This window comes from Methanoregula sp. (assembly GCF_035543475.1).
Classification (GTDB): domain Archaea; phylum Halobacteriota; class Methanomicrobia; order Methanomicrobiales; family Methanospirillaceae; genus Methanoregula.
This window is the reverse complement of sequence record NZ_DATKKA010000023.1, coordinates 119,992-142,239: the sequence shown is the minus strand read 5'-3', so window position 1 is coordinate 142,239 and position 22,248 is coordinate 119,992. Positions and strand designations below refer to the sequence as shown.

The 22,248-nt window shown below is 55.9% G+C and carries 24 protein-coding genes; 18 read left to right on the top strand and 6 right to left on the bottom strand.

The window, feature by feature from the left end:
• Nucleotides 1-34: 34 nt before the first annotated feature.
• Complete coding sequence (locus VMS83_RS08205; RefSeq protein ID WP_325411672.1) at nt 35-1,015, top strand: presenilin family intramembrane aspartyl protease PSH; 981 nt, start codon at nt 35-37, stop codon at nt 1,013-1,015.
• Here the strand turns inward: VMS83_RS08205 and VMS83_RS08200 are convergent.
• On the bottom strand, nt 956-1,948 hold the full coding sequence (locus VMS83_RS08200) for an NOG1 family protein (RefSeq protein WP_325411670.1): 993 nt from the start codon (nt 1,946-1,948) through the stop codon (nt 956-958). The two genes, VMS83_RS08205 and VMS83_RS08200, sit on opposite strands and share 60 nt — an antisense overlap.
• A gap of 45 nt (nt 1,949-1,993) precedes the next feature.
• Between VMS83_RS08200 and VMS83_RS08195 the strand changes: the two genes are divergently transcribed.
• Together VMS83_RS08195 and VMS83_RS08190 are read left to right on the top strand one after the other, a co-directional pair.
• Nucleotides 1,994-2,872, top strand: coding sequence for a CBS domain-containing protein (locus tag VMS83_RS08195; protein WP_325411668.1), 879 nt, complete (start codon nt 1,994-1,996; stop codon nt 2,870-2,872).
• 124 nt (nt 2,873-2,996) lie between these two features.
• Nucleotides 2,997-3,251 carry a PRC-barrel domain-containing protein gene (locus VMS83_RS08190; RefSeq protein WP_325411666.1) on the top strand — a complete coding sequence of 85 codons (255 nt, stop codon included), beginning with the start codon at nt 2,997-2,999 and terminating at the stop codon, nt 3,249-3,251.
• On the opposite strand, the gene VMS83_RS08185 is transcribed toward VMS83_RS08190, so the two are convergent.
• The 5 genes from VMS83_RS08185 to VMS83_RS08165 all read right to left on the bottom strand — a co-directional run bounded on the left by VMS83_RS08185 (nt 3,233) and on the right by VMS83_RS08165 (nt 8,736).
• Complete coding sequence (locus VMS83_RS08185; RefSeq protein ID WP_325411664.1) at nt 3,233-3,931, bottom strand: phosphoglycolate phosphatase; 699 nt, start codon at nt 3,929-3,931, stop codon at nt 3,233-3,235. The two genes, VMS83_RS08190 and VMS83_RS08185, sit on opposite strands and share 19 nt — an antisense overlap.
• Entirely contained in the window at nt 3,925-4,902 is a 978-nt protein-coding gene (gene radA, locus VMS83_RS08180; RefSeq protein WP_325411662.1) for a DNA repair and recombination protein RadA, read from the bottom strand. The genes VMS83_RS08185 and radA overlap by 7 nt, the downstream gene beginning before the upstream one ends.
• Nucleotides 4,903-4,988: 86 nt before the next feature.
• Nucleotides 4,989-6,287, bottom strand: coding sequence for a nucleic acid-binding protein (locus VMS83_RS08175; protein ID WP_325411660.1), 1,299 nt, complete (start codon nt 6,285-6,287; stop codon nt 4,989-4,991).
• Nucleotides 6,288-6,298: 11 nt separating this feature from the next.
• The gene (gene lysA / locus VMS83_RS08170) at nt 6,299-7,591 is read right to left on the bottom strand and encodes a diaminopimelate decarboxylase (RefSeq protein ID WP_325411658.1); all 1,293 of its coding nucleotides are present in this window, start codon (nt 7,589-7,591) and stop codon (nt 6,299-6,301) included.
• A complete protein-coding gene (locus tag VMS83_RS08165) occupies nt 7,588-8,736 on the bottom strand; it encodes an LL-diaminopimelate aminotransferase (protein ID WP_325411656.1) in 1,149 nt (382 codons plus the stop codon). Before VMS83_RS08165 ends, lysA begins: the two co-directional genes overlap by 4 nt.
• 117 nt (nt 8,737-8,853) lie before the next feature.
• Between VMS83_RS08165 and cutA the strand changes: the two genes are divergently transcribed.
• From cutA to VMS83_RS08090, 15 genes are all read left to right on the top strand, one after another.
• Nucleotides 8,854-9,198 carry a divalent-cation tolerance protein CutA gene (cutA, locus tag VMS83_RS08160; RefSeq protein WP_325411654.1) on the top strand — a complete coding sequence of 115 codons (345 nt, stop codon included), beginning with the start codon at nt 8,854-8,856 and terminating at the stop codon, nt 9,196-9,198.
• 64 nt (nt 9,199-9,262) lie between these two features.
• Nucleotides 9,263-9,754, top strand: a complete 492-nt coding sequence (locus VMS83_RS08155; RefSeq protein ID WP_325411652.1) for a DUF1890 domain-containing protein — start codon at nt 9,263-9,265, stop codon at nt 9,752-9,754.
• The gene (locus VMS83_RS08150) at nt 9,742-10,035 is read left to right on the top strand and encodes a DUF1894 domain-containing protein (RefSeq protein WP_325411650.1); all 294 of its coding nucleotides are present in this window, start codon (nt 9,742-9,744) and stop codon (nt 10,033-10,035) included. The genes VMS83_RS08155 and VMS83_RS08150 overlap by 13 nt, the downstream gene beginning before the upstream one ends.
• Nucleotides 10,036-10,147: 112 nt before the next feature.
• Nucleotides 10,148-10,537 (top strand): response regulator, encoded by a 390-nt coding sequence (locus VMS83_RS08145; protein ID WP_325411648.1) that lies wholly within the window; start codon nt 10,148-10,150, stop codon nt 10,535-10,537.
• 92 nt (nt 10,538-10,629) lie between these two features.
• A complete protein-coding gene (locus tag VMS83_RS08140; RefSeq protein ID WP_325411646.1) occupies nt 10,630-12,288 on the top strand; it encodes a 2-oxoacid:acceptor oxidoreductase subunit alpha in 1,659 nt (552 codons plus the stop codon).
• Nucleotides 12,285-13,133, top strand: a complete 849-nt coding sequence (locus VMS83_RS08135) for a thiamine pyrophosphate-dependent enzyme (protein ID WP_325411644.1) — start codon at nt 12,285-12,287, stop codon at nt 13,131-13,133. Before VMS83_RS08140 ends, VMS83_RS08135 begins: the two co-directional genes overlap by 4 nt.
• A gap of 77 nt (nt 13,134-13,210) precedes the next feature.
• Entirely contained in the window at nt 13,211-14,047 is an 837-nt protein-coding gene (locus tag VMS83_RS08130) for a hypothetical protein (RefSeq protein WP_325411642.1), read from the top strand.
• A 106-nt stretch (nt 14,048-14,153) separates the two neighbouring features.
• Nucleotides 14,154-15,122, top strand: coding sequence for an IPT/TIG domain-containing protein (locus VMS83_RS08125; protein WP_325411640.1), 969 nt, complete (start codon nt 14,154-14,156; stop codon nt 15,120-15,122).
• Nucleotides 15,123-15,309: 187 nt separating this feature from the next.
• Nucleotides 15,310-15,777 carry a tryptophan-rich sensory protein gene (locus VMS83_RS08120; RefSeq protein WP_325411638.1) on the top strand — a complete coding sequence of 156 codons (468 nt, stop codon included), beginning with the start codon at nt 15,310-15,312 and terminating at the stop codon, nt 15,775-15,777.
• A 270-nt stretch (nt 15,778-16,047) separates the two neighbouring features.
• Nucleotides 16,048-17,232: an FprA family A-type flavoprotein gene (locus VMS83_RS08115; protein ID WP_325412005.1), complete on the top strand. Its 1,185-nt coding sequence runs from the start codon at nt 16,048-16,050 to the stop codon at nt 17,230-17,232.
• Between the two features lie 18 nt (nt 17,233-17,250).
• Nucleotides 17,251-17,631 carry a desulfoferrodoxin gene (locus VMS83_RS08110; RefSeq protein WP_325411636.1) on the top strand — a complete coding sequence of 127 codons (381 nt, stop codon included), beginning with the start codon at nt 17,251-17,253 and terminating at the stop codon, nt 17,629-17,631.
• A 72-nt stretch (nt 17,632-17,703) separates the two neighbouring features.
• Complete coding sequence (locus VMS83_RS08105) at nt 17,704-19,161, top strand: TrkH family potassium uptake protein (RefSeq protein WP_325411634.1); 1,458 nt, start codon at nt 17,704-17,706, stop codon at nt 19,159-19,161.
• A gap of 78 nt (nt 19,162-19,239) precedes the next feature.
• Complete coding sequence (gene cfbC / locus VMS83_RS08100; RefSeq protein WP_325411632.1) at nt 19,240-20,052, top strand: Ni-sirohydrochlorin a,c-diamide reductive cyclase ATP-dependent reductase subunit; 813 nt, start codon at nt 19,240-19,242, stop codon at nt 20,050-20,052.
• A complete protein-coding gene (locus VMS83_RS08095; RefSeq protein WP_325411630.1) occupies nt 20,018-21,058 on the top strand; it encodes a nitrogenase component 1 in 1,041 nt (346 codons plus the stop codon). Before cfbC ends, VMS83_RS08095 begins: the two co-directional genes overlap by 35 nt.
• Nucleotides 21,051-22,181, top strand: a complete 1,131-nt coding sequence (locus tag VMS83_RS08090; RefSeq protein ID WP_325411628.1) for a nitrogenase component 1 — start codon at nt 21,051-21,053, stop codon at nt 22,179-22,181. Before VMS83_RS08095 ends, VMS83_RS08090 begins: the two co-directional genes overlap by 8 nt.
• The last annotated feature ends 67 nt before the right edge of the window (nt 22,182-22,248 follow it).

Below are 22,248 nucleotides of genomic sequence, written 5' to 3'. Positions count from 1 at the left end.
CTAACTATCCTCTTTCGCGGAGTACAGAACTATTATGGACACGACATTTGCCCGGCTCAAAGATGCCCTGCCCCTCCTCGTGATGCCGATCTTCCTTATTGTGGTCGAACTCGGCGCTCTCCTGCTTGCCGCCCCGGTCCAGTCTGCGGGCCTTGTTGCGTTCCAGGACCCCGAGTCCGTGGCAAACCCGTTCATCTTCCTTGCGATGATCCTGGGTTTTACCATCGTTATTTTGATCCTGATAAAATACGCGTTGAAAAAATTGATCGCTGCCATCATCGGGCTCTCGATCTTTTTTACATTCTGTTTTGTCTTTGCGGCTCTTGTCTATGGCGCCATGAACGTGACGGCCGCAGGAACCGGTGCCTGGTGGGAGGATCTGGTGCCGGCGGTCCTTGTCTATTCGACCACTGCAAGTACGATTGTGGCAACGGCCCTTGTCCTTATCCTTGCCACCTTCGCAACCCTGCTGCTGTACAAATATCCCGAATGGTACGTGATTGACCTGTTGGGAATTCTCCTTGCCGCCGGTGTATCCGCGATCTTTGGGGCGTCGCTGGACATCCTGCCGGTCGTACTGCTGCTTTTGATCCTCGCGGTCTACGATGCAATCTCGGTGTACAAGACCAAGCACATGATTACCCTTGCCGAGGGAGTCATGGACTTAAAAACGCCGATCCTCTTTGTGATCCCGAAAAAGCGCGACTACTCGTTTATTAAAGAGGGGATCGGGAAGATATCGGAGGGTGGGGAACGCTCCGCGTTCATCATCGGTATGGGTGACTTCATCATGCCATCGATCCTCGTCGTTTCCGCCGGGATCTTCACCCACGGGACAAAATATTTCGGGATCCTCAATCTTCCGGTGCTCGGGGCGATCGTCGGCTCGATTTGCGGCCTTGTTGTCCTGCTCTACTTTGTGATGTCAGGGAAGCCGCAGGCTGGCCTGCCCCCGTTAAACGGCGGAACTATCCTCGGGTTTATCATCGGCTGGGCACTCATCGGCTTTGCGTGAGTCTTCCCAAGCCTTGCGGTGGGAGAGGAGTTCGGCGAGCACCTCATCAACCCCATCCCTTGTTTCCGTTGACATGGCGCGGTAACCGTCCGCAACCATAATGTCGGACTTGTTTGCCACAACGATCACCGGAACTTTTACCATACCCTGTACCTCATCCAGAAGGCGCAGCTGCACCTCCATCGGGTACCCGCAGTGCTCCGACGGGTCGAGAATGAAGAGGATCACGCTTGCCACGTTCATCATCGCCGAGAGCGCCTGCCTCTCGATGGGGTTTCTTTCCTCTGCGGGACGGTCAAGGATACCGGGCGTATCCACGAATTGGATGCGGACCCGGCCTTCCTCGCGGAGCCCGACAATCACACCCTTTGTCGTGAATGGGTAGGACGCGATTTCCGGTGTTGCCGAGGAGACAAGCCGGATAAACGAGGATTTGCCAACGTTGGGGTAGCCCGCGATTACGACCGTAAAGGCGTCTTCTATGTGGGGCAGTTTCCGCAGGGTGTTTCTCACCTCGTTTAAGAAAATGAGGTCCTTGTCGATCTGGTGGACCATGGAGGCAAGGCGGGCCACCGCCCGCTTCCGGTACACCATGGTATCGGTGGCTTTTCTGGTCTGCACTGCAATCTGGTGACCTACCATCTTCGTGTGCTTGGCCGCCCACCCGACTGCCCCAAGGGACTGCTTGATCTTATCCACCCCGTACAGAATATCGGCCATCTCCCGGTAAAAGGACGGGATCTTTTCAAACTCGGGGAATCCCCGGATAATGTAGACCAGCCGGTCGTGGATTGCCGCACCGACGGCCCTCACAAACTCCTCGTTTGCCCGGTCCTTGTTGAGCTTCTCTTTTCTCTTCTTTGCTGCACGCCTGAAGCTCCGATCAAGGATCTCATCAGCAGTGGGCACCGTAGGCATCCGTTCGAATTCCACAAACTCCAACCTATATATTCATAGAGCGTGATACGTCTTATCGTTATGGAGCTGTCCCTGATCCAGAAGGATATCCTCATTACCCTCATCACCCTTTACCACCAGAAATCCCACTCCATCAAGGGCGAGGAGATTGCGGAAATGATCCTGCGGAACCCGGGCACTGTCAGGAACCAGATGCAGTCATTAAAAGCGATCGGTCTTGTGGACGGGGTTCCCGGACCCAAAGGGGGGTACATCCCCACCCAGCTTGCCTACCAGGAGCTCAACCTGAACGTGTCTGAAGGGGACTACGACGTCCCGATCAGCCGCGATGGCGAGAGGGTATCAGGGGCACATGTCCAGGAGATCGATTTTACTACACTCTGTCACCCGGATATCTGCCACGCGGTTATTAAGCTCGTGGGCAGCGCGAAGATCTTCGAGATAGGGGACAAGATCACGATTGGCCCCACCCCGGTAAACAAGCTCCTGATCCGTGGTGAGGTTTTCGGGAAAGATGAGGCAAAGCAGGCGCTTCTTATTGCCACATCGGAGATGCTCTCCCTCCCCAAACAGCCGATCAAGGCCTATATGAGCACCCCCCTTAAGGCCCTCACCACGTCTCATACCATTAAGGATGCCGTTGCCCTTTTTCACAAATACCGTATCCATGGTGCCCCGGTTCTTGAAGGAGATCGTCTTGCCGGGATCGTGACGATGAGCGATATCGCAAAGGCTCTTGACATGGGCTTGTCCCTGGATACGCCCCTTCCCTCGGTGATGACGCATGACGTGGTCCAGGCGCCATCGGATATCAAGCTCTTCGATGTGATCCGGCGCTTCAAGGAACGCGAGATCGGGCGGCTGGTGGTGACCGAGGACGGGAAGCCGGTAGGGATCCTTACCCAGTCCGATATTATCCGGGTCTTCCCCTCCCTCTGATTATATCCCTGCCCGGGGACCGCGCATAGGAAAGAGCGAAAAAATCGGATTAATTTCTCAAAAGAGCCTGTTATACCCTGCTATTTCAGAACACTTTATATATTAATACATCGTCATTTTTTTTATGACTCGTACATTTGCCCGCAGCCTTTCGCGAAAAAAGGTTATGAGTAACGACGGCAAGCTTGTTGGGACGCTCAAAAACCTCAGGGTTGACTTCGATTCCGGACAGGTCCTTGACCTGATCATCCACCCGGATCAGTCCTTTGTCACCGAGGGATACAATCTTGAAGAGGGCAACCTGCTGGTCGTTCCCTTTGAGTCGGTAAAAGACATCAAGGACTATATCGTTGTTGACCGTTACCTGGCCCGCAGGTAAGACCTATACTTTTTTACGGCTTGGACAAAGCCATTCCCGTACGCCTCTTCCATCACGTCGGCGGCAACTCTTTTCGTTGCCGGGTGGGCATTGGCGATGGTTATGCCAAGGCCGGCCCATTCAAGCATCCGGGCATCGTTGATCCCGTCACCGATTGCAAAAAAGTCTGTAGGGGAGAGCCCCATATCGCCTGCCAGGGCTCGAAGGGCAGTCCCTTTGCTGATGCCTTCGGACTGGAGATGGATGGCAAAGCCGGTGTCGATCACCTGTACCGGTTGGCCGGCAAGCACCTGCATCACTTCTTCTGCCGGTACGGTCCGGGCAAATGCAAGGTCCGCGAACCGGTACGTGGGATTATAGAGATCCAGTTCGATCCCTTTCTTCCGGTAGTAGGTCTGGAGTGTTTCAAGGGCAGTGCGGCAAACTCCCTGATCGCCATCAACATGGAGGGATCCGGTGTACCCGATCCGGTACACCCCCCCGTTCTCCGCGATAAACGTCCCCCTCGTGCCAATCGTTTTACAGAGGGCATCCATAAAACAGGAAGTATTCCCACTCGCCAGGACGACTTCGATCCCGTCATCTACAAGCGAGCGGATAGACTCGATCGCCCCCAGGTCAATCCTGCGGGTCGGGTCTGTTATGGTCCCGTCAACATCGGTCAGGAGCGCTTTTAACACGGCTTGAGTCCCGCCTCTTCTACCATGAATGGTGCCTCGCCCTCGGGCATGTTGGGGCTGTCCACGAGACGTGCGATACGCTTGCCGGCCTTGCTCTTCCGCAGGTAGATCCGGAAGGTGGCCGTGTGGCCCACGATATTGCCGCCGATGGGTTTTGTCGGATCACCGAAGAATACTGCAGGGTTGGACATGACCTGGTTGGTTACGAGGCCAACCGCATTGTGCTCATCGATGAGCTTGAAGAGATCGTGCATGTGCCGGTTGAGTTTCTGCTGCCGTGCGGCAAGAGTTCCCCGCCCGGCGTACTCGGACCGGAAGTGGGCGGTGAGCGAATCGATGATGAAGAGCTTGACCGGCTTCTTGGTTGACTTGAGCTCGGTTGCAAGGTCCCGGGAGTTCTCTACGAGGAGCATCTGGTGATCGGACGTGTGCGCCCGGGCGATATGGATATTGTCCAGGAACTCCTGGGTGTCCGGAATGCCATCGATACCAAGGCCCGCTACCATCTGCTCGATACGCTCGGGGCGGAAGGTGTTCTCGGTATCGATATAGATCACGCTGCCGTTGAGGCCTCCCTGGTCCTCGGGCAGCTGGACATTGACTGCCATCTGGTGGACGATCTGGCTTTTACCGGAACCAAACTCACCATACATCTCGGTGATGGCCTGGGTTTCCAGACCCCCGCCCAGGAGCGTGTCGAGTTCAGGGACCCTGAAGGAGAGTTTCCTGATATCCTTTCTCTGCTCGAAAATGTCTTTTCCGGTCTTAAAACCGCCGATATCTGCGGATTCGCGGGCCGCCTTGATGATCTTTTTTGCCGTGGACTCCGAGATCTCCGTGATCTCGGAAAGTTCAGCAGGTGAGGCAGTTGCAATGCTCTCAACGGAAAGGTATCCTGCTTCGCGAAGCTTGTCAGCCGTACTTGGCCCGACACCGGGTAAATCTTCTATCTCCAACGCTTTGTCAGCCATTTCTTGCTACATCTCCTATGGCACAACACCATTTTAATTCTCTCCATATAACCCGTGGCCATGCGGGGGGTGAAAGTGTAGGGGGGTCAGGTGAGGGGTGCCTCCAGCCGTGCAAGCAGGGCGGCAAGGCGCCCTGCCACCTCCTGCGGGTCCTTCTCGGCCGGCACTGCCGTCTCTGGGATAATACGGCTGCCGGCAAGCATCCCAACAACTGCAATCTCAGCGCCGGCCGGGTATTCGCCCTCGATGAGGTACCGCTCGTTCCCGTTGTCGATAAAGGTACCCCCGTTCCCGGGGATGATCGTTCCGGTAAAGGCGATCTCCTTCCGCTCCTCCTGCGGCAACCGGAGGAGACCTCCCCTACCCACACCAAGCTCGATCCCGCCAAAGCGCCCGGCCCGGGCTGAACCGTGGAAGATCTCGACCCGGTCACCGGGACGGACCGGCTGGAGTGCGAGGTCCCCCCAGAGCACAACCGCAAGCTCTTCGGTCCCGTCACAGATACGGATGTTTTTCACCCATGACGGGTTGCCGGCCTTTGTGGTGAACGAACGGGGTTCCTGTGCAACCTTTACCTCGCCGGTGACAGAGTACTGCCCGGTATCCGCGACTGACCCGAGCGGGGTAAAAGGTACGGTCACGGGTGTGTCCGAGAGACTCACCGTGCTCGTTTCGTCAATGCTGTAGGCCCTACCTTCCGCACGGCGGTCGGGCTTTGCCCCGGTAATGTGGATAGTGCTTCCCGGCGGTATGCCCAGGAGGAGGTTCGGGGACCATGACACGAGCCGGGCAGTCCCCCGGGCATCACCGATGAGACACTCCATCAGTTCCCCGGTCGTCCCATCCCGGCGGGAGAAACTCCGGGGCTTCTCTGCACCGATCACAACAACATCGAGATCGACAGGCTCCATTGAAAGGCCGTTTCCTGCCGTTGCCGTGCAGGTGATCTCACAGGTAGCTTTTCTGAGGGCAAGGGCATAGATCTCTTTCGTGCTGTTTGCCGGGTGCCTTCCGATCACTTCCAGCACGTCGCCGACAGCGATCTCGACAACCGCTCCTGCCCGTTCATCCCAGAGCACAACGCGGGTGGTGCCGGTCTCGTCACCTACAAGGAGCGTTGCGACCCAGCCTTTTTCGCCGTCCTTCCGGTCGAACTCCTTGGGTTCGGTCTTTCCGATGACTTTTGCAAAGAAACAAAAAAGGCTGGATTTCCCGGAGAGCTCACGGACCTTGACATGCTGGCGCCCGAGTGCACCGACCACAAGCATTGCCGCAGTCGGCTCATCGAGAAGATCTCCGCATTCCTCGATCTTCTGCTCTACGCGCCGTTCGAACTCTTCCTGGCTGATGAGGTCATCGACCAGCGCATAGTGGAAGAGAACCACGATTTCGCTCCCTACCGCTGCCAGGGAGGCCGCACCATGGTGCCGGTCAGGTCGGCAAGCGTCTCGGCGCGCCGCATGAGCGCCTCGTCCTTCCCATGGACAAGCACTTCAGGGCAGCGGGGCCGGCCGTTGTACTGCGAGGACATCGCATAGCCGTACGCACCGGCGTCCAGCACCGCGATAAGGTCTCCCGCCGCAAGCTCCGGCAGCTTCCGGTCGGCAGCAAGGATGTCCCCGGTCTCGCAGATCGGCCCGGTCACAGTGTACTCGGCATCAAGCGGGGCGTCCGCACGGTTAGCGACAACAACTTCGTGGTAGGAGTCGTACATCGCGGGCCGGACGAGGAGGTTGAAACCGGCGTCAACGTTTGCGAATCTCTTGTGGGCAGTCTTGGTCGAATTGACCCGGGTGAGAAGCACGGTCGAGTCGGCAACAAGGAACCGGCCCGGCTCGATCCAAAGCGTAGGGGTGATGCCCGCCTTTTTGATCCCCTCAAGAAAGACCGGCATCACGGCATCCGCGTAGTCCTCCGGTGTCGGTGCCGGGTCCGTGTCGTGGTGGTACGGGATGCCAAGGCCCCCACCGAGATCGAGGAACTCCAGTTTCACACCCATATCGGAGAGCTCCTTTGCGATCCTGACCATCACCTCTGCCGCCTTTGCAAATGGCACGACATCAAGGATCTGCGAACCGATATGGCAGTGGATCCCGACGGGTTTTACGTTTCTGCAGGCAAGCGCCTCTTTGTATGCGGCAGGGATCTGCTCGTGCGGGATCCCGAACTTGCTCGTTTTGAGGCCGGTCGCAATCTTCGGGTGGGTCGGGACTTCAAGGGCTGGGTTGACCCGGAACGAGATCTCCGCGACTTTTCCCGCCTTTGCAGCAATCACGTCAAGCTGATGGAGCTCGTCGAGGGAATCAAGCGAGACCTTCACACCTTGCTTGACCGCAAGGGCGAGGTCAGCAGGTGTCTTTGAGCTGCCGTTAAAGAGCAGTTTAGACGCCGGCATGCCAGCCTCGAGGGCAAGGGCAAGCTCGCCTGCGGAAAAGACGTCTGCCCCGGCTCCGAGACGGGCAAGCGCCCTCATCACGGCAAGGTTGCCGTTTGCCTTTGCCGCAAAGAGGACCTGCACCTTCCCGTATCTTTTGGAAAGTGCGGCATGATATGCCGTAAAGTGCTCACAGATCCGGTCCTCGCTGGTCACATAGAGCGGGGTGCCATATTTTTCGGTAAGGGCAACACAGTCCTGACTCCCGATAAAGAGGTGCCCTCCTTTGACCGTGAGGTGGGGCGGCAGTTTCACAGAGAGAGCCTCCGCATCCGTTCGATGGCTTCACGTATCCGTTCCACCGGCCGGGTGATAGCAAACCGGACATAGCCCTCTCCCGCGGAGCCAAAGCCAACACCCGGCGTGACAACGATGCCGGCTTCATTCAGGAGTTTTGCCGCAAAGGACATGCAGTCTTTCACCGGCATCCAGACATAAAAGGTCGCCTTCGGTGCCGGAACGTCAAAGCCGAGTTCGCGGAGCCCCGAGACCAGTACGTCGCGGCGTTCCTGGTAGATATTACAGGCCTCCTTCACGCAATCCTGGGGACCCGAAAGGGCGGCAATTGCCGCGTACTGGACGGCGTTGAAGACCCCGGAGTCGACATTGGTCTTGACCCGGCCAAGGCCAGAGAGGATCTCCGCATTCCCGACCGCCATCCCGATACGCCAGCCGGTCATGTTGTAGGTCTTCGAGAGCGAGTGCATCTCGATCCCGACCTCCATCGCATCTTTTGCCTCCAGGAATGAGGGTGCCTTGTAGCCATCGAAAGCAACCTCGGAGTACGGGTTGTCCGAGACAACGACAATGTGATGGTCCGCGGCAAAGTCCACGACCTCTTTATAAAACGAGAGCGGGGCGATGGCAGCCGTCGGGTTGTTTGGATAGTTGATGAACATGAGCTTTGCAGAGCGCACGACCTTTTCCGGGATATCATCAAGGATCGGGAGGAAATTATTCTGCCGTAACAGGGGCATCTCGTGGACTTTCCCTTCTGAAAAGAGGGTGCCGGTCGAGTACCCCGGGTAGCCGGGGCTCGGGGCGAGCACGTAGTCGCCCGGGTTCACAAACGCCTCGCCGATATGAGTGATCCCGTCCTTGGAACCCATCAGGGCAAGGGTCTCCTTTGACGCATCGAGCGTAACGCCGAACCGCTTGTGGTACCATCCGGCAACAGCCTCGCGGTAGGCGGGCATGCCGGCATACGAGGGATAGTGGTGGTTTTTCGGGTCGCGTGCGGCAGTGCAGAGAGCTTCTACGATATGGGGAGGGGTGGGGAGATCCGGGTCGCCGACACCCAGATCAATGATGTCCACGCCTTTTTTCTGCTGCTCTGCTTTCATCTCGTCAATCCGTGCAAAAAGGTACGGCGGGAGATTGCTCATGCGTGCTGAGTACATACGTGTACCTATCATTGGATCGGGCGATACTAGAAAGTAACTCTCACGGAAGAAACTGACAATTTGCGAGCCCGGGTCATATACCCTTATCTGCCGGGAACAGCCAACACCACTCCCATGGAGACCGGACCTGGAAAGAAGAGGGAGAAGGAGATCTGCGTCCTGTACGTGACCGCACCGCCATCGCAGTCGGAGACGCTCGCAAAGAGCCTGCTGGCAAAACACCTTGTCGCCTGCGTCAGCATCATGCCGGTGCGTTCCCTCTACCGCTGGAAAGGGGAGTCCTGCGAGGACAGCGAAGACCTGCTCATCATTAAAACACGAAAAAGCCTCGTGCAGGCCACCATTGCTGCGGTGAAGGTGGATCACCCCTACGAGGTCCCGGAGATTATCGCACTACCGGTCATCACGGGCCATGCACCGTACCTCGACTGGGTATACGGGGAGACAGATCAGCCGTAACAAGGACGGCATGGCCACGAGGCGAAGGTTTTTTGTCCCCCGGAACATTGCTGTACAGGTAAGTATGGCAGGAAACGATATCACGGGAGAGGCGCCGCAAACAAAGAAGACCGCAGTTCTTGTCCTTGGCTGCCCGCAGGTCCCGGTGCAGACGAGCGTTGCGCTGTACCTGGTGGACAAGCTGTCCGGGGCCGGCATTGCCCCGACCATTGCCGGGAACAAGGCGGCAATCACCCTCCTTGTGCTTGCTGACCCGAAACGGCATTACCTGAAAGAGGTGACGGACCTTGACCGTGCGGTCGCCCAGATATCCGAGAAGAAACGGGATTTTGACCTCTGCTTTGTCTTTATCCATAACGATGCCGGAGTGAGCTATGCCGCAACCATGGCAGCGATCTCGAAAGCAAAAATCTTCCCGGTGATCTATGGCGAGCACTGGGAGGAGATGGCAGCCCAGATCACCTTCCCCTGCACAAAGATTGCCGCAAAGGCCGTGCACAACCCCATGCCCTTAAAGAAAGTAATTGACGAGGTGGCACCGACATGGGCTGCGTAGAGGCTCTTAACTACGAGATTATCCTGCGGGACGCCTCGTTCAAGGAGTGCCGGGAGTATATCAAAAGCCATTTCCCGGAATCGATCGATGTTCAGCCGGGCTTCAAGATCTTCGATGTCCATACCATCGGTGTCCCCCCGATCGCAGTCGGTCTCGAAGGTAACTTCGTGATATTCCCGTACACCAAGCCCTGCCACGGGACCTTTTTATTAAGGGTGGAAGATGGCGTTGAGGCAGCCCGTCTCCGGGCCTTAAAAAAGGGCAAGTTACCGGATATATAACCGAAGCAGGGTAGGATCAAATAAACGCGGCCGCAAGGGATTCCCGTAATCATCCTCACGGGGGAAATTATATAGTACGCCTGCGTGAAGTATAAATCAAGAGGGATTGGGCATGGCCGGTAAAGGAAAAGTACTCCTGGTGGATGATGAAGAGATCATTCTTGATGTATCCCGGGAGGTGCTCCGGTTTCTCGGGTACGACGCTGCCTTTGCAAAAGAGGGAGGGGCAGCAATAGAACTGTACAAACAGGGGAAAGAAGCCGGCCAGCCGTTTGATCTCGTTATCATCGATCTCACTATACCCGAGGGGATGGGGGGCCGGGAGACCATAGAGAAGCTCCGCAGCTACGATCCCAATGTAAAAGCCGTAGTGTCGAGCGGATACACCAATGATCCGGTCATGCAGGATTATGCAGATTATGGTTTTTCCGGCAGGCTTACCAAGCCCTATCGTATTAATGAGATGAAAACGCTGCTGGAAGAGATGATCCGGAAAAACTAACCCTTTTTTTGGACACTTGTCCATCGAAAGAATAGACTCTATCCCAACCTATATACCGTTCCCCAAAGCACCACAATGTTAAGGGTCTCTTTATGAAGGATCTATCCGTGCTTGTGGGGGGCAGGGCTGGCGATGGCATCAGTAATGCCGGAATGATGGTTGCCCAGCTCTTCAACCATCTTGGCTATTTTGTCTATATGTATACCGATTATCCCTCACTGATCCGAGGGGGGCATAATTTTGCCCTTATCCGCGCAGCGGACGAACCCGTCGGTGCGTACAACAACCATATCGATTATCTGATCGCGCTTAACCAGGAAACCGTTACTCAGCATCTCCCCCAGTGTACTGATTGCACGGTCGTGGCAAATGCTGATCTGGTAAAATCCTTACAAAAAGGCCAGACCCTCTCGGTCAATGCTATCCTGAAAGAAGAGTCCGCGCCGCCAATCACCGGGAACTCGGCCATGATCGGGGCTTTTGCAAAATCTGCGGGGATTCCCTGGGAGGTGGTCGGGGAGGTTTTCCGCCGGCATTTGCCCAAGGCAGCAGATGAGAACATCCGCGTTGCCAAACGGGCATATGACGAAGTACAGTCTGTGCGATCAGTTCCCCCGATCCCGGGAACTGCTCACAGCCTGCTCACCGGGAACGAGGCCATCGGGCTTGGCCTTGCGGCCGGCGGTCTGGATGCATATATTGCGTACCCGATGACACCATCGTCCACCCTGCTCCATTTCCTTGCCGGGAACGCGGAACGGCTTGGGATCCGGGTGATCCACCCGGAGAATGAGATTGCAGTTATGCTGATGGGGCTGGGAAGTGCAGTTGCCGGGGCAAAAACCGCGGTCGGCACATCGGGCGGCGGATTCTGCCTGATGACCGAGGGGCTCTCGTTTGCCGGGATGGCCGAGATTCCTATTGTGATCGTGGTCTCCCAGCGGACAGGACCGTCTACCGGCCTCCCGACCTATACCGGCCAGGCAGATCTCCGGTTCGTACTTCACGCGGGGCAGGGGGAATTTCCCCGTCTCGTGGTGGCACCTGCCGATGCCGGGGAGGCATATCTCTGGTCAACGGCAATACTCCACCTCTCCTGGAGATACCAGATCCCGGGATTTGTACTGACCGATAAGACCCTTTCAGAAGGCACGTACAGCGTTGATAATAACCAGCTCAGGGAACTCCCCTCTGCGGCCCCGGTGCTCTGGGATGGCGAAGGGACCTACCGGAGGTACCTCAACACCGCTGACGGTATCTCACCACTTGCATTCCCCAGCAGGAAAGATTCCATTGTCAAAGTGAACAGCTATGCTCACGACGAGGATGGAATTACCACAGAAGACGCAGGATTCGTTACCGGGATGGCCGAAAAGCGCAAAAGGAAGGAGACCCATCTCAGAGAAGATCTCAAACGGTATCCCTGTGTCAATGTCCGGGGATCACCCGGGGCTGCTACCGCGCTCCTTTGCTGGGGTTCGGTCCGCAATGCCTGTGATGAAGTGGCTGGCCAGCTGGGCCTCCGCGTTATCCAGCCGGTCGTGCTCTCACCCTTCCCAAAAGAGCAGTTTTCTGATGCGTGCCGTGGCATAGACCGGCTGATTGCGGTAGAGGAAAATGCGACCGGCCAGCTTGCGGCCCTCGTCCATGAACAGGGAGTCACTACTCAGGCGACACTTCTCAGATATGACGGCCGGCCGTTTACTCCTGCCGAACTGCTGGTAAAAGTCCAGGAGGTGCTCACGTCATGACCCGGAACCTGATCACCCCGGCGCAGAACACCTGGTGCCCGGGATGCGGCAACTTCTCGATCCAACACACACTCAAGGATATCCTCGCTGTGAGGGAAAAGGAGGGCAGTTCCCTTGACAACGTGGTGCTCGTTTCCGGTATCGGCTGCCACGCAAAGATAGCCGATTATCTCAACATCAATACCGTGTACACCCTGCACGGGCGGACAATCCCGGTGGCAACAGGCCTGAAACTTGCAAACCCGGACCTCACCGTGATCTGCTGTGCCGGGGACGGCGATGCGTATGCCGAGGGGCTTGACCACCTGATCTTTGCTGCAAAGAGAAACATCGATATCACGATGATCGTCCATAACAACCGCGTCTATGGCCTTACCACCGGACAATACACTCCCACATCACCGCTCGGTTTTAAGGGGAAGTCTACACCTGCCGGAACTGCCGAGTACCCGTTCAATCCACTGGAACTGATGCTTGCAAGCGGCGCAACCTATATCGCGCGGGGCTATACAAAGAAAATACCGCAGCTGGCACAGCTGATCCGGCAGGGGATCGCCCACCACGGTTTTGCCTTCATCGATATCCTCCAGATCTGCGCGAGTTTCTTTAACATGACGGAATATTACCAGTCACGGGTCTATGATCTCTCCGGGCACGATACCGGCGACTTCGGGATGGCGTGTGCAAAAGCGCGGGAGTGGGACTATAACCGCGACGCGCCCATCGCCCTTGGGGTATTCTACGAGAAATCATTCCCCACGTTTGACGAGCGTCTTTTTGTCCAAAACCTCACACCAGATGAACGAGCTCACCGCATCCGTGACCTTTTTGAGGCCGCAAAGTGACGATTATCCCTGCAGGATGCCAGCGGAAGATCTGATCTGACAGAATCCGGTACCGAAAATACGATGGGGGGGAGATCATGGACGAGACCAACACGTGCACCGCAGATGAATCCCCACAGGGAGCCCGGAATCCCTCCTGGATCTCCCTGGTCCTCGTACCACTCGTGATCGTCCTTATCTGGGCGGTGGAAAATTATCTCTTGGCCGGAACAACCCGCCTTTTCTGGAAAGTCAATCTTTTCGATCTTGTTCTCTATTCTGCACTCTCTGCGATTCTTGTGGGGATTATTGTCCCCTTCGTACGGATACGGGCGGCGTTTCTCTCCGGTGCGGTCAATATGTTCCAGATAGGGTTCCGATCATCCCGAAGGACCCTTATCGCCGTCGGCCTCACAGCTCTTGCGTGTTACCTGTTCCTTGTGTTCACCGGGATACCGGGAAGGTTATCTGACTGGCTTCTTGAGGGGGGCTCTCTTTTCCTGCTCTTCCTCCCAACAGCTACCGCTGCAGTGATGATCTGCTGGGCGATGGTCGGAACACATATCCAGGCATATGTCCGCAGCGAAGGTGTGACAGTATCGGTACTTGCCGGGATTCTCATCACAGCGCTTATCTTTGCACTTTCTCTCTCGACCCTGTTTACAGACCTGAATTTACGTGAAGTTTTTATCGGTTTATTCGTAAGCGGCTGCATATCTGCGTTCTTTTTCTTTGCCGTCCGCGATGTCTATGCAACCATTATTGTGGTCACTTTCGGTCTTGTGATCTTATTCAATACCCACATTGATCCGGCATATCTGACCCCGGTCAACCCCGTCGTTGTTCTGTGCGGGTTTGCAGTTGTTATGGTACTTGTAGGAGTTCACTGGCATTTCTCCCGGCATTATACCACAATTCAGATCCCGCAAAAATAAACGGTTTTCTTATGGCAACTCCTTGCCTCCTGATGATGTGAAGAGGCAGCGGAAAACGGTTCCTTGAGACAAAATTATTATCCGTCCGTGTGCAGAACGCTATGCTATGACCGTAAAATCATCTTACGGACTCATGCTGGGTCTGATTCTTGTATTGTGCGTGCTCTTTGCCGGCTGTTCGAGCCAGAGTTCAACGACGACGATCGCAAAGGTCACCACGCCCCCCGCGGCAAAATATACGGCCGGGGATATCATTACGAATAACGCATCCTCGTCATTCTGGCTTATCACATCATACGATTCCACCAATAACCTGTACAACCGTGTTCTTGTCCAGAAAAATTCCGATGGAACCTGGAGCCAGGTTACCGGCGCATCACTACAGGACACGAAAATGGATGTGGAAAAATTGTATCAGGTATTGGTTACCCAGGTTTCCGTAGCCTCGGTCACCTATGCGACCCCGACTGTTCCCACCACCGTCCAGACCACGCTTTCAGGAAACGGGCCGATAATAAGTGCGGTCTCCCCAACTACCGGTGCAATCGGGAGTAGTCTTTCCGTTACTGTCACGGGGAGCAACTTCCAGAACGGGGCTTCACTCCGTCTGGTTCAGCCAGGCCTCCAGCCGATTGCTGCATCAGGTGTTTCGGTAACCTCTACCCAGATCACCGGCACCTTTAATCTGGCCAGCATGAATGCGGGCCCGGCGAATGTTCAGGTCGTTAATCCTGATGGAAGATCGGCATTACTGAATAGTGCGGTTACCATAGGTGTAGCTTCACCAACCATCAGCAGTATTAGTCCCACAAGTGGCTCTCCCGGGCAAACATACACGATGACATTGAATGGACAGACATTCACTAATGTACAATTGGTAAATCTGGTTTCTTCAAGTGGATCAACAGAGATTCCCTGTACAAGCCCATCAGCCTCCGCAGATACAAAGATCAGCTGCAGTCTTGTATTGCCCAGTTCGGCAACTCCCGGCGTATATGGGATAGAAGTTATCACCTCCGATGGTACGACAGGTACGATGAATTCGGCGTTTACGATCAACAACGCCACATCATAATTTTTTAGCAGACAAATAGTAAGAGCGTTAAAGAAAAGGGGGGTTACTTTGCCCTTTTTATTTCTTTGAGTCAAAATGTCCGCGATTCTGAAAAATTGGTAACCTTTATAAGCGTGCCGGGGAGAGAGTACTTCCAGAGAGCAGAATGAAAAGAGAACATCATTACGGAAGAATTGTCGCGTCTCTTGTGGCGTGCCTTATTCCCAGCTATGTGGCTCTTTATCTCTTCACCACCTCTATTCCCGGATGGTACTCCGGCCTGAAAAAACCGGATTTTCTTCCGTCTGATCTTATTTCCTTTTATGGAATCATTATCCTCTTCTGTCTTCTGGGCCTGACACTTTATTCTATATGGAATGCCGGGCTCGGTCGCAGCGAGGTCCAGGCCGCATTCCAGCTCTTCCTGTTCACCCTGACGCTCCTCATGCTCTGGTTTGTATCATTCTTTTACCTACAGTCAGTCTTCTTTGCGTTTATCGTGATGGTAATGGTCATTGCCGTCACGCTCTGTACGCTTGCCCAAATCCTGCGCTCCGCGGTAAACGCCGCATTCTTTATTATCCCCTGCCTGATCCTGCTCCTGATCATCTGCTACGCCAACCTGCAGATAGTCGAGCTGAATGCCGGCCTTCCCGTGTGGGGAATTATACCCTGATGCGACCACACGGTGACCGTGGAATGTTCCTTATCGAAACGGTTATTCCTTCCAATACGCTACATTTTACCTGTCCGCACCGAAACGTCCTTTTTGGGAGGGGGCTGGAGACGCCATATGCCATTCCCATCATCTCAAAAAATGCGTTGTTTCCGGCAGAGCAGGATCCGCCTGCCATGATACGGCCCTGTCTGTCGGCAGGACCAGACAGGGCGGCTCTGTCTGTTGCAAATTACCCTTTGAATAAGAACATGAATCCTGGTGAGTATGATGGTCTCCCGTGAACTCGTAAATGGTGTGTATTCCGTCGGGGCATTCGATTTTGACCGGCGGATATTTGATGAATTGATCCCGTTGCCGGAGGGCACGAGCTATAATGCCTACCTTATCCGTGGCAGCGAAAAGACCTCCCTGGTCGAGACCGTCGATCCTTCCAAGGAATACGATCTTATCTCAAACCTGGTAAAAGCGGGAGTGGAGTGCATTGATTATATCATAATCAACCATGCTGAACAGGATCATTCGGGATCGCTCCCGATGATCCTGGAGTTCTACCCGGACGCCCGGGTGGTCACGAATGCAAAGTGCCGGGATCTCCTCATCAGCCTGCTCCATATCCCGCAGGATCGCTTCCTGGTGATCTCTGACGGTGAGACCTTGTCGCTGGGGGATCGGACACTCCGGTTCTTCCTTACGCCATGGACACACTGGCCCGAGACCCAAGTCACCTTCCTTGTCGAGGACAGGATCCTCTTTTCCTGCGATCTGTTCGGTTTCCATGCCGCAACCAGTGATCTGTTCATCACGGATGAGGCATGGGCATACCGTTCAGCAAAACGGTATTACGCGGAGATCATGATGCCGTTCAGGGGAAGCATCAAAGGCTACGTAGAGAAGGTCAGGGCACTTTCACCGGTTATGATAGCGCCCAGCCACGGGCCGGTCAACAAAAACCCGCAGTTTATCCTTGATGCCTATGCAGACTGGGTATCGGATGCTGTTAAAAACGAGGTAGTTATCCCGTACATCTCCATGCATGGAAGTACTGCAAAGATGGTTGATCACCTCACCGGTGCTCTCATCGCCCGGGGGATTACGGTAAAACCCTTCAACCTCACCCGGACTGATGTCGGGGAACTCGCTCTTGCCCTGGTGGATGCAGCTACGCTGGTGATTGCCACCCCGACCGTCCTTTTTGGCCCCCACCCGTCCGTTGTCTCCGCGACGTACCTTGCAAATGCCCTGCGACCAAAGACCCGGTTTGCCACAGTCATCGGATCCTATGGATGGGGGGGCAAGAGCGTGGAGACGATCACAAAGATGCTGGATCATGTCAAGGTGGATCTGCTTCCCCCGGTCATGGTTACCGGCGAGCCCGGCGAGTCTGCCATGCAGGATCTCGACCGGCTGGCTGACGAAATCTTAAAGAAGCATAAAGAGATTAACATCGTGTAAGTGAAAGGAGCGACAGACATGACAAAACTCTTCGAGATCTACAAGTGCGAAGTCTGTGGGAATACCGTGATGGTTGTCGGGGCTTCCGGTGGTACCATGGTGTGCTGCGGGAAACCGATGGCCCTCCAGCTGGAAAAGACCGCGGACCAGGGCAAGGAGAAACATGTGCCGGTGATCGAGAAGACCGCGAAGGGAATTCTGGTGAAAGTCGGATCCATTCCTCACCCGATGGAAGAGAAGCACTACATCCAGTGGGTCGAAGTACGCTCCGGTGACCAGGCACACATCACGTGGCTCAAGCCCGGGGAGAAACCCGAAGCGGAGTTCCCGATCAGCGACACCAATGTGAAGGCGCGGGAATTTTGCAGCGTCCACGGACTCTGGACCAATAAAGCATAACCCTTTTCCTTCTTTTACGGATCTTTTCTCCAGGCAAACGCTCATAGATCTCCAGTGACAATCAGCTAGGTAATGCGCCGGCTTCTGTATCTCTCCACCATTGTGGCGGACCTCGGGTCAATCTTCTTTTTTATCGCCCCCCTTACAGCGCTCCCCCTGGTAGTTACCCTGCTCTTCTCAGAGTGGGGGCTGTTTTTCCCCATGGCTGCAGTACCGGCCCTGTTCTTTTCCCTGGGCATTTTGTTAAAACGTCTGCCCAGAAACGAACGCGAAAACCGGCTCTCAACCACGCTTTGCTCGGTCGCCCTCTTCTGGTTTACCTGCGCTATGGTGTCCGGCATCCCGTTCCTCCTTGGCGCTCATATGGGCTTTACCGATGCACTCTTTGAAGGGATGGCCGGATGGACCGGGACCGCATTTACCCTGATGCCCTCCCTTGACACAGCCCCACATACCCTGCTTTTCTGGCGTTCTTTTATGCAGTGGATGGGAGGGATTGGTACGATTGCTTTTGTGATAGCACTTGCAAGCAGTACCGGGCTTTTCCAGGGAAAGATCTATCGTACCGAAAGCCGCGATGAACCTCTTATGCCCAGCATCCTCTCAAAAGGGAGGGCAATCTGGAAGATTTACGGGCTCCTGACCTTTCTCGCGATCGGTCTTATCCTCTTTACCGGGCTCTCCCTCTGGGACTCGGTCAACCTTGCGCTTACCACGATCTCCACCGGGGGATTTGTCCCGCACGATGGGGGCATTCTCTCGTATAACAACATCTTTTTGGAAGTGCTGCTCATCCCGCTCATGATCGCCGGGGCATTGCCGTTCCGCCTGTACTACCTGATTGGGGAGAACCGCCGCTGGAGCCTGTTCGGCGACGAGCAGGTCAAGCTCTTCCTGGTTGTTACCGCCCTTGGGACTGCAGTCCTTACCTACGATCTGGTCTATTTTAATAACCTGAACATCGGCTCTGCCCTCTTCCAAGGGGTTTTCATGACCGTTTCTGCCCTGACAACGACAGGTTTCCAGATTGTCGATCTCCAGACATGGGCCAGCGTTACGCTCTTTTTCCTGATGATGCTCGTCTTTATCGGGGGTACATCCGGCAGCTCAGCCGGCGGCATCAAATTAAACCGGGTGATGCTGGGGTTGCGTGCGCTGGTCTGGTGGTTCCGTCGGCTCTTTGTCAGCGGCAAGGTGTTAATCCCCTTCAGGAGCGAAGGGAGGGTCATCCCGCGGGCAACGGCTGAACTTGAAACGGCAAAGACCATGCTCGTGATCATCCTCTCGGTTGTCGTTATCTTTATTGCCGCTATCATCGTCCTTCAGTTCCAGCAGATGGCATCTCCCATCAATGGGATTCTCTTTGATGTCACGTCCGCGTTCTCCACATGTGGTATCAGTACAGGTTATGTCACCCCGGGCATGCCGCTTGTCTCGAAGTGGGTCTTTATTATTGTGATGTGGCTGGGCAGGCTCGAGGTGATCCCGGTCCTGGTCCTGTTTATGGCACTTCTCCGGGGTTCTGATTAGGGCAAAGGCCCTCAAACACAATTCTACTTTTGTTAACTTCAGAAGATCTAATATAAACTGCCGGCCTATAGTACGATAATGAAGCAGATCGCCCTGTACGGAAAAGGCGGCATTGGAAAATCCACGACATCAGCCAACCTTTCCGCAGCCCTCTCGCTAGCAGGGCATACTGTTCTCCAGATCGGCTGCGATCCCAAGCGAGACAGTACCCGGATGCTGATGCAGGGGCGGTTGATACCGACGGTCATGGATCTGGTACGGGAGCGGGGTGCAGAATCGGTGACGCCCACCGATGTGGTTTATACCGGGTTTAATGGGGTCCGCTGTGTTGAGGCGGGAGGGCCGGAACCGGGTGTCGGCTGCGCCGGGCGGGGTATCATCGCCACCTTCCAGCTGCTGGAAAAATTCGGTACACTTTCGGGGGATGTGATCGTCTACGATGTACTGGGCGACGTGGTCTGCGGCGGGTTTGCCATGCCCATGCGTGAAGGCTATGCGCAGGAAGTATATCTCGTCACCTCCGGGGAGCTGATGTCGCTGTACGCAGCAAACAACATCTGCAAAGCCATCCAGCGACTGAGCGCCCGGCCCCGGAGCATGTGCCGGCTTGCCGGTGTGATCTGCAATGCGAAGAACCAGCCACGGGAGGAAGAACTGGTGGCAGAATTCGCCCACCGGGTCAACAGCCATCTTGTCCAGTTTATTCCCCGGGACCGCACGGTGCAGCTTGCCGAGCTGAATCGCAAAACCGTGATCGAATACGAACCCGCGTCAGCGCAGGCAAAGGTGTACCGGGATCTGGCTGCACACGTGATGGAAAACACCCGGTTTACCATCCCAACCCCTCTCGGGATTGATGAGCTTGAGACCCTCGCCATCGACTTTATGTAGATCCGCAGGCTGCACCCTTACCGGGGCACTCTCGGTGACCACTCATGTCCGCGATGCGATTACCATAATCCACGGCCCCGCCGGGTGTACTCATCACAATTTCTCTCTCCTGCACGCAACCAGTCTCGACAACGACCGGATCACGCTTCCACCCCTGGTCTCGACCGCAATTTCGGAGACCGACGTGGTTTTCGGGGGAGAAGGGGCACTTGACCGGACGCTTGATCAGGTGATTGAACGCGATCCCGCGGCAATTTTTGTCCTCTCGACCTGTATTACCGAAACCATTGGCGATGATGTCGGGAGGGTCTGCGGTTCAAAGGCCGGGGTGCCGGTTATCGTGGTTCCGACTGCAGGGTTCCTGGGAGGATCCTTCCAGACCGGCGTTAATAACGCACTTATATCCCTTGCCGGGATGGCAGAGCTGGCCCCGCAAAACGGGAAGGTAAACATCATCGGAGAAATGAACCTCGAATACGAGGTTGACGAGAACTTCGCTGAAGTCTCCCGACTGCTTTCCCTTCTGGGCCTCTCCGTGAATATCCGTTTTGTCCACGACAGCACGGTCGGACAGATCGCATCGCTGGGTGAAGCAAGGCTCAACGTGCTCCGCGATCCTGCCCTCGTACCGGTGGGAGAATATCTTAGGGAGCGCTTCGGGACACCCTACATTCCGGGATTTCCGTTAGGGATCTCCGGTCCCATCGCATTTCTCGAGTCCGCAGCGAATACCTGCGGTATCGATCCCCGGCCTGCAATAGATGCGGAGCAGGCATTCCGTAAAGAGATCTTCGACGACTTTGCGGATATTGCAGGCGCCGGCATCTCCTTTTCTCCGTCGCTCAGTGATCCGGAGGGGAGCAGGGTGGCACAGGATATGGCCGAAGCCCTCCGCCTCGCTATCACGCCATCCGGGCGCCCCGTTCCTGTCCCTCTCACCCCGCCGGTTGGAACCGCCGGCGTGCGCCGGATGCTTCACCGCTGGAGGCGTGCGATCCATGCCTGAATGCACAACACCGCTGTGGCCCTGCGCGATGACCGGGGCTGCTGCATGTCTTGCAGGATTCGAGGGGATATCCGTTGTGATCCACGGGTCAAGCGGGTGCTACTACTACCCGGCCACCCTTCTCCATGCACCCCTTCACGGCACCTTTATCCTCGAAAATGAAGTGATCTTCGGATCAGGAGACCGGCTGCGCGAGGTGATTGCCAATCTCTCCGGCAAAGGCGGCAGGATTGCTGTCATCACCACCTGTGTTCCTTCTGCTCTGGGGGAGGACATCCGCTCGATGGTAGATGATGAGGAGATCATCGTTGTGGACAGCCCGGGGTTTGCCGGGGAACTGGAAGCCGGTTACCGGGCGGCCCTTGCTGCGCTCACCCCGGCAGTCAGCACGGAACAACGGGGGGTGAACATCGATGGCATATCACTCTCGGATCCCTTTTACGAGGGAAACCTCCATGAGGTTACCCGGCTGCTGCACCGTGCCGGCATTACCGTAGGGACAGTTTTCTCCTGTGACCGGGCCGGGATGGCCGGTCATGCATCTCCGCTGACTATCGGCACGAACGGGGATTTTGGATCCGGTGTCGGATCCTCTCTTGGTGGCACCCTCGGTATCCCGGCACTCCGCTCAACGTTCTCCCGTCTTGCCGATATTATGGACAGTGCTGATGTTGATCCGGTCCTGAAAGAACTGGACCGGCAGGAAGAGCGGGCGATTCATGCCTGCGATAAGTTCCTGCGCCGGTACGATCCGCCGGGCGTTGCAGTCTTTGCCGGTGCCGCGTACGCCCTCTTTGCGGCAGATACCCTGGAACGGTATCTCGACACGGAAATTCTGGTGGTGGGGACCCGCAACAATCTGCCGGAACAACCAGAAAGGCAGTACCGGGTTGAGAAACTGGCAGGGCTTGAAGAGGTCAGCCGCACGATCGCAGATGCTGCGCCGGATCTCGTGATCGGATCCTCGTTCGAGCGATCCCTGGTTCCCGACCGGCCCTTTGTGGGGATCATTCCGCCTCTCCGGGGGAAAGTCCGGCTTTCCTTCCATTCCCTCGCGGGTACAGCCGGGATGCTCTCTTTTATCGAAGAAGTCCTGAACGCCTGCATGGACCGGACAGCCTGACCAGCGCCTGGGCCGGCCACGGCCTGCTCCCGTATCCTGATCACTTTCACCCCGCGCACGGCCCCGG

What these genes read in the sequence shown, in the direction of transcription:
- VMS83_RS08095 (WP_325411630.1), top strand. Translation starts at nt 20,018, where the DNA reads ATGAGCTTGAGACCCTCGCCATCGACTTTATGTAGATCCGCAGGCTGC.
- cfbC (WP_325411632.1), top strand. Translation starts at nt 19,240, where the DNA reads ATGAAGCAGATCGCCCTGTACGGAAAAGGCGGCATTGGAAAATCCACG.
- VMS83_RS08165 (WP_325411656.1), bottom strand. Translation starts at nt 8,736, where the DNA reads ATGTACTCAGCACGCATGAGCAATCTCCCGCCGTACCTTTTTGCACGG.
- radA (WP_325411662.1), bottom strand. Translation starts at nt 4,902, where the DNA reads ATGGCTGACAAAGCGTTGGAGATAGAAGATTTACCCGGTGTCGGGCCA.
- VMS83_RS08115 (WP_325412005.1), top strand. Translation starts at nt 16,048, where the DNA reads ATGGTCTCCCGTGAACTCGTAAATGGTGTGTATTCCGTCGGGGCATTC.
- VMS83_RS08195 (WP_325411668.1), top strand. Translation starts at nt 1,994, where the DNA reads ATGGAGCTGTCCCTGATCCAGAAGGATATCCTCATTACCCTCATCACC.
- VMS83_RS08205 (WP_325411672.1), top strand. Translation starts at nt 35, where the DNA reads ATGGACACGACATTTGCCCGGCTCAAAGATGCCCTGCCCCTCCTCGTG.
- VMS83_RS08190 (WP_325411666.1), top strand. Translation starts at nt 2,997, where the DNA reads ATGACTCGTACATTTGCCCGCAGCCTTTCGCGAAAAAAGGTTATGAGT.
- VMS83_RS08130 (WP_325411642.1), top strand. Translation starts at nt 13,211, where the DNA reads ATGGACGAGACCAACACGTGCACCGCAGATGAATCCCCACAGGGAGCC.
- VMS83_RS08105 (WP_325411634.1), top strand. Translation starts at nt 17,704, where the DNA reads ATGCGCCGGCTTCTGTATCTCTCCACCATTGTGGCGGACCTCGGGTCA.
- VMS83_RS08090 (WP_325411628.1), top strand. Translation starts at nt 21,051, where the DNA reads ATGCCTGAATGCACAACACCGCTGTGGCCCTGCGCGATGACCGGGGCT.
- VMS83_RS08150 (WP_325411650.1), top strand. Translation starts at nt 9,742, where the DNA reads ATGGGCTGCGTAGAGGCTCTTAACTACGAGATTATCCTGCGGGACGCC.
- VMS83_RS08155 (WP_325411652.1), top strand. Translation starts at nt 9,263, where the DNA reads ATGGCAGGAAACGATATCACGGGAGAGGCGCCGCAAACAAAGAAGACC.
- VMS83_RS08110 (WP_325411636.1), top strand. Translation starts at nt 17,251, where the DNA reads ATGACAAAACTCTTCGAGATCTACAAGTGCGAAGTCTGTGGGAATACC.
- VMS83_RS08140 (WP_325411646.1), top strand. Translation starts at nt 10,630, where the DNA reads ATGAAGGATCTATCCGTGCTTGTGGGGGGCAGGGCTGGCGATGGCATC.
- cutA (WP_325411654.1), top strand. Translation starts at nt 8,854, where the DNA reads ATGGAGACCGGACCTGGAAAGAAGAGGGAGAAGGAGATCTGCGTCCTG.
- VMS83_RS08125 (WP_325411640.1), top strand. Translation starts at nt 14,154, where the DNA reads ATGACCGTAAAATCATCTTACGGACTCATGCTGGGTCTGATTCTTGTA.
- VMS83_RS08135 (WP_325411644.1), top strand. Translation starts at nt 12,285, where the DNA reads ATGACCCGGAACCTGATCACCCCGGCGCAGAACACCTGGTGCCCGGGA.
- VMS83_RS08145 (WP_325411648.1), top strand. Translation starts at nt 10,148, where the DNA reads ATGGCCGGTAAAGGAAAAGTACTCCTGGTGGATGATGAAGAGATCATT.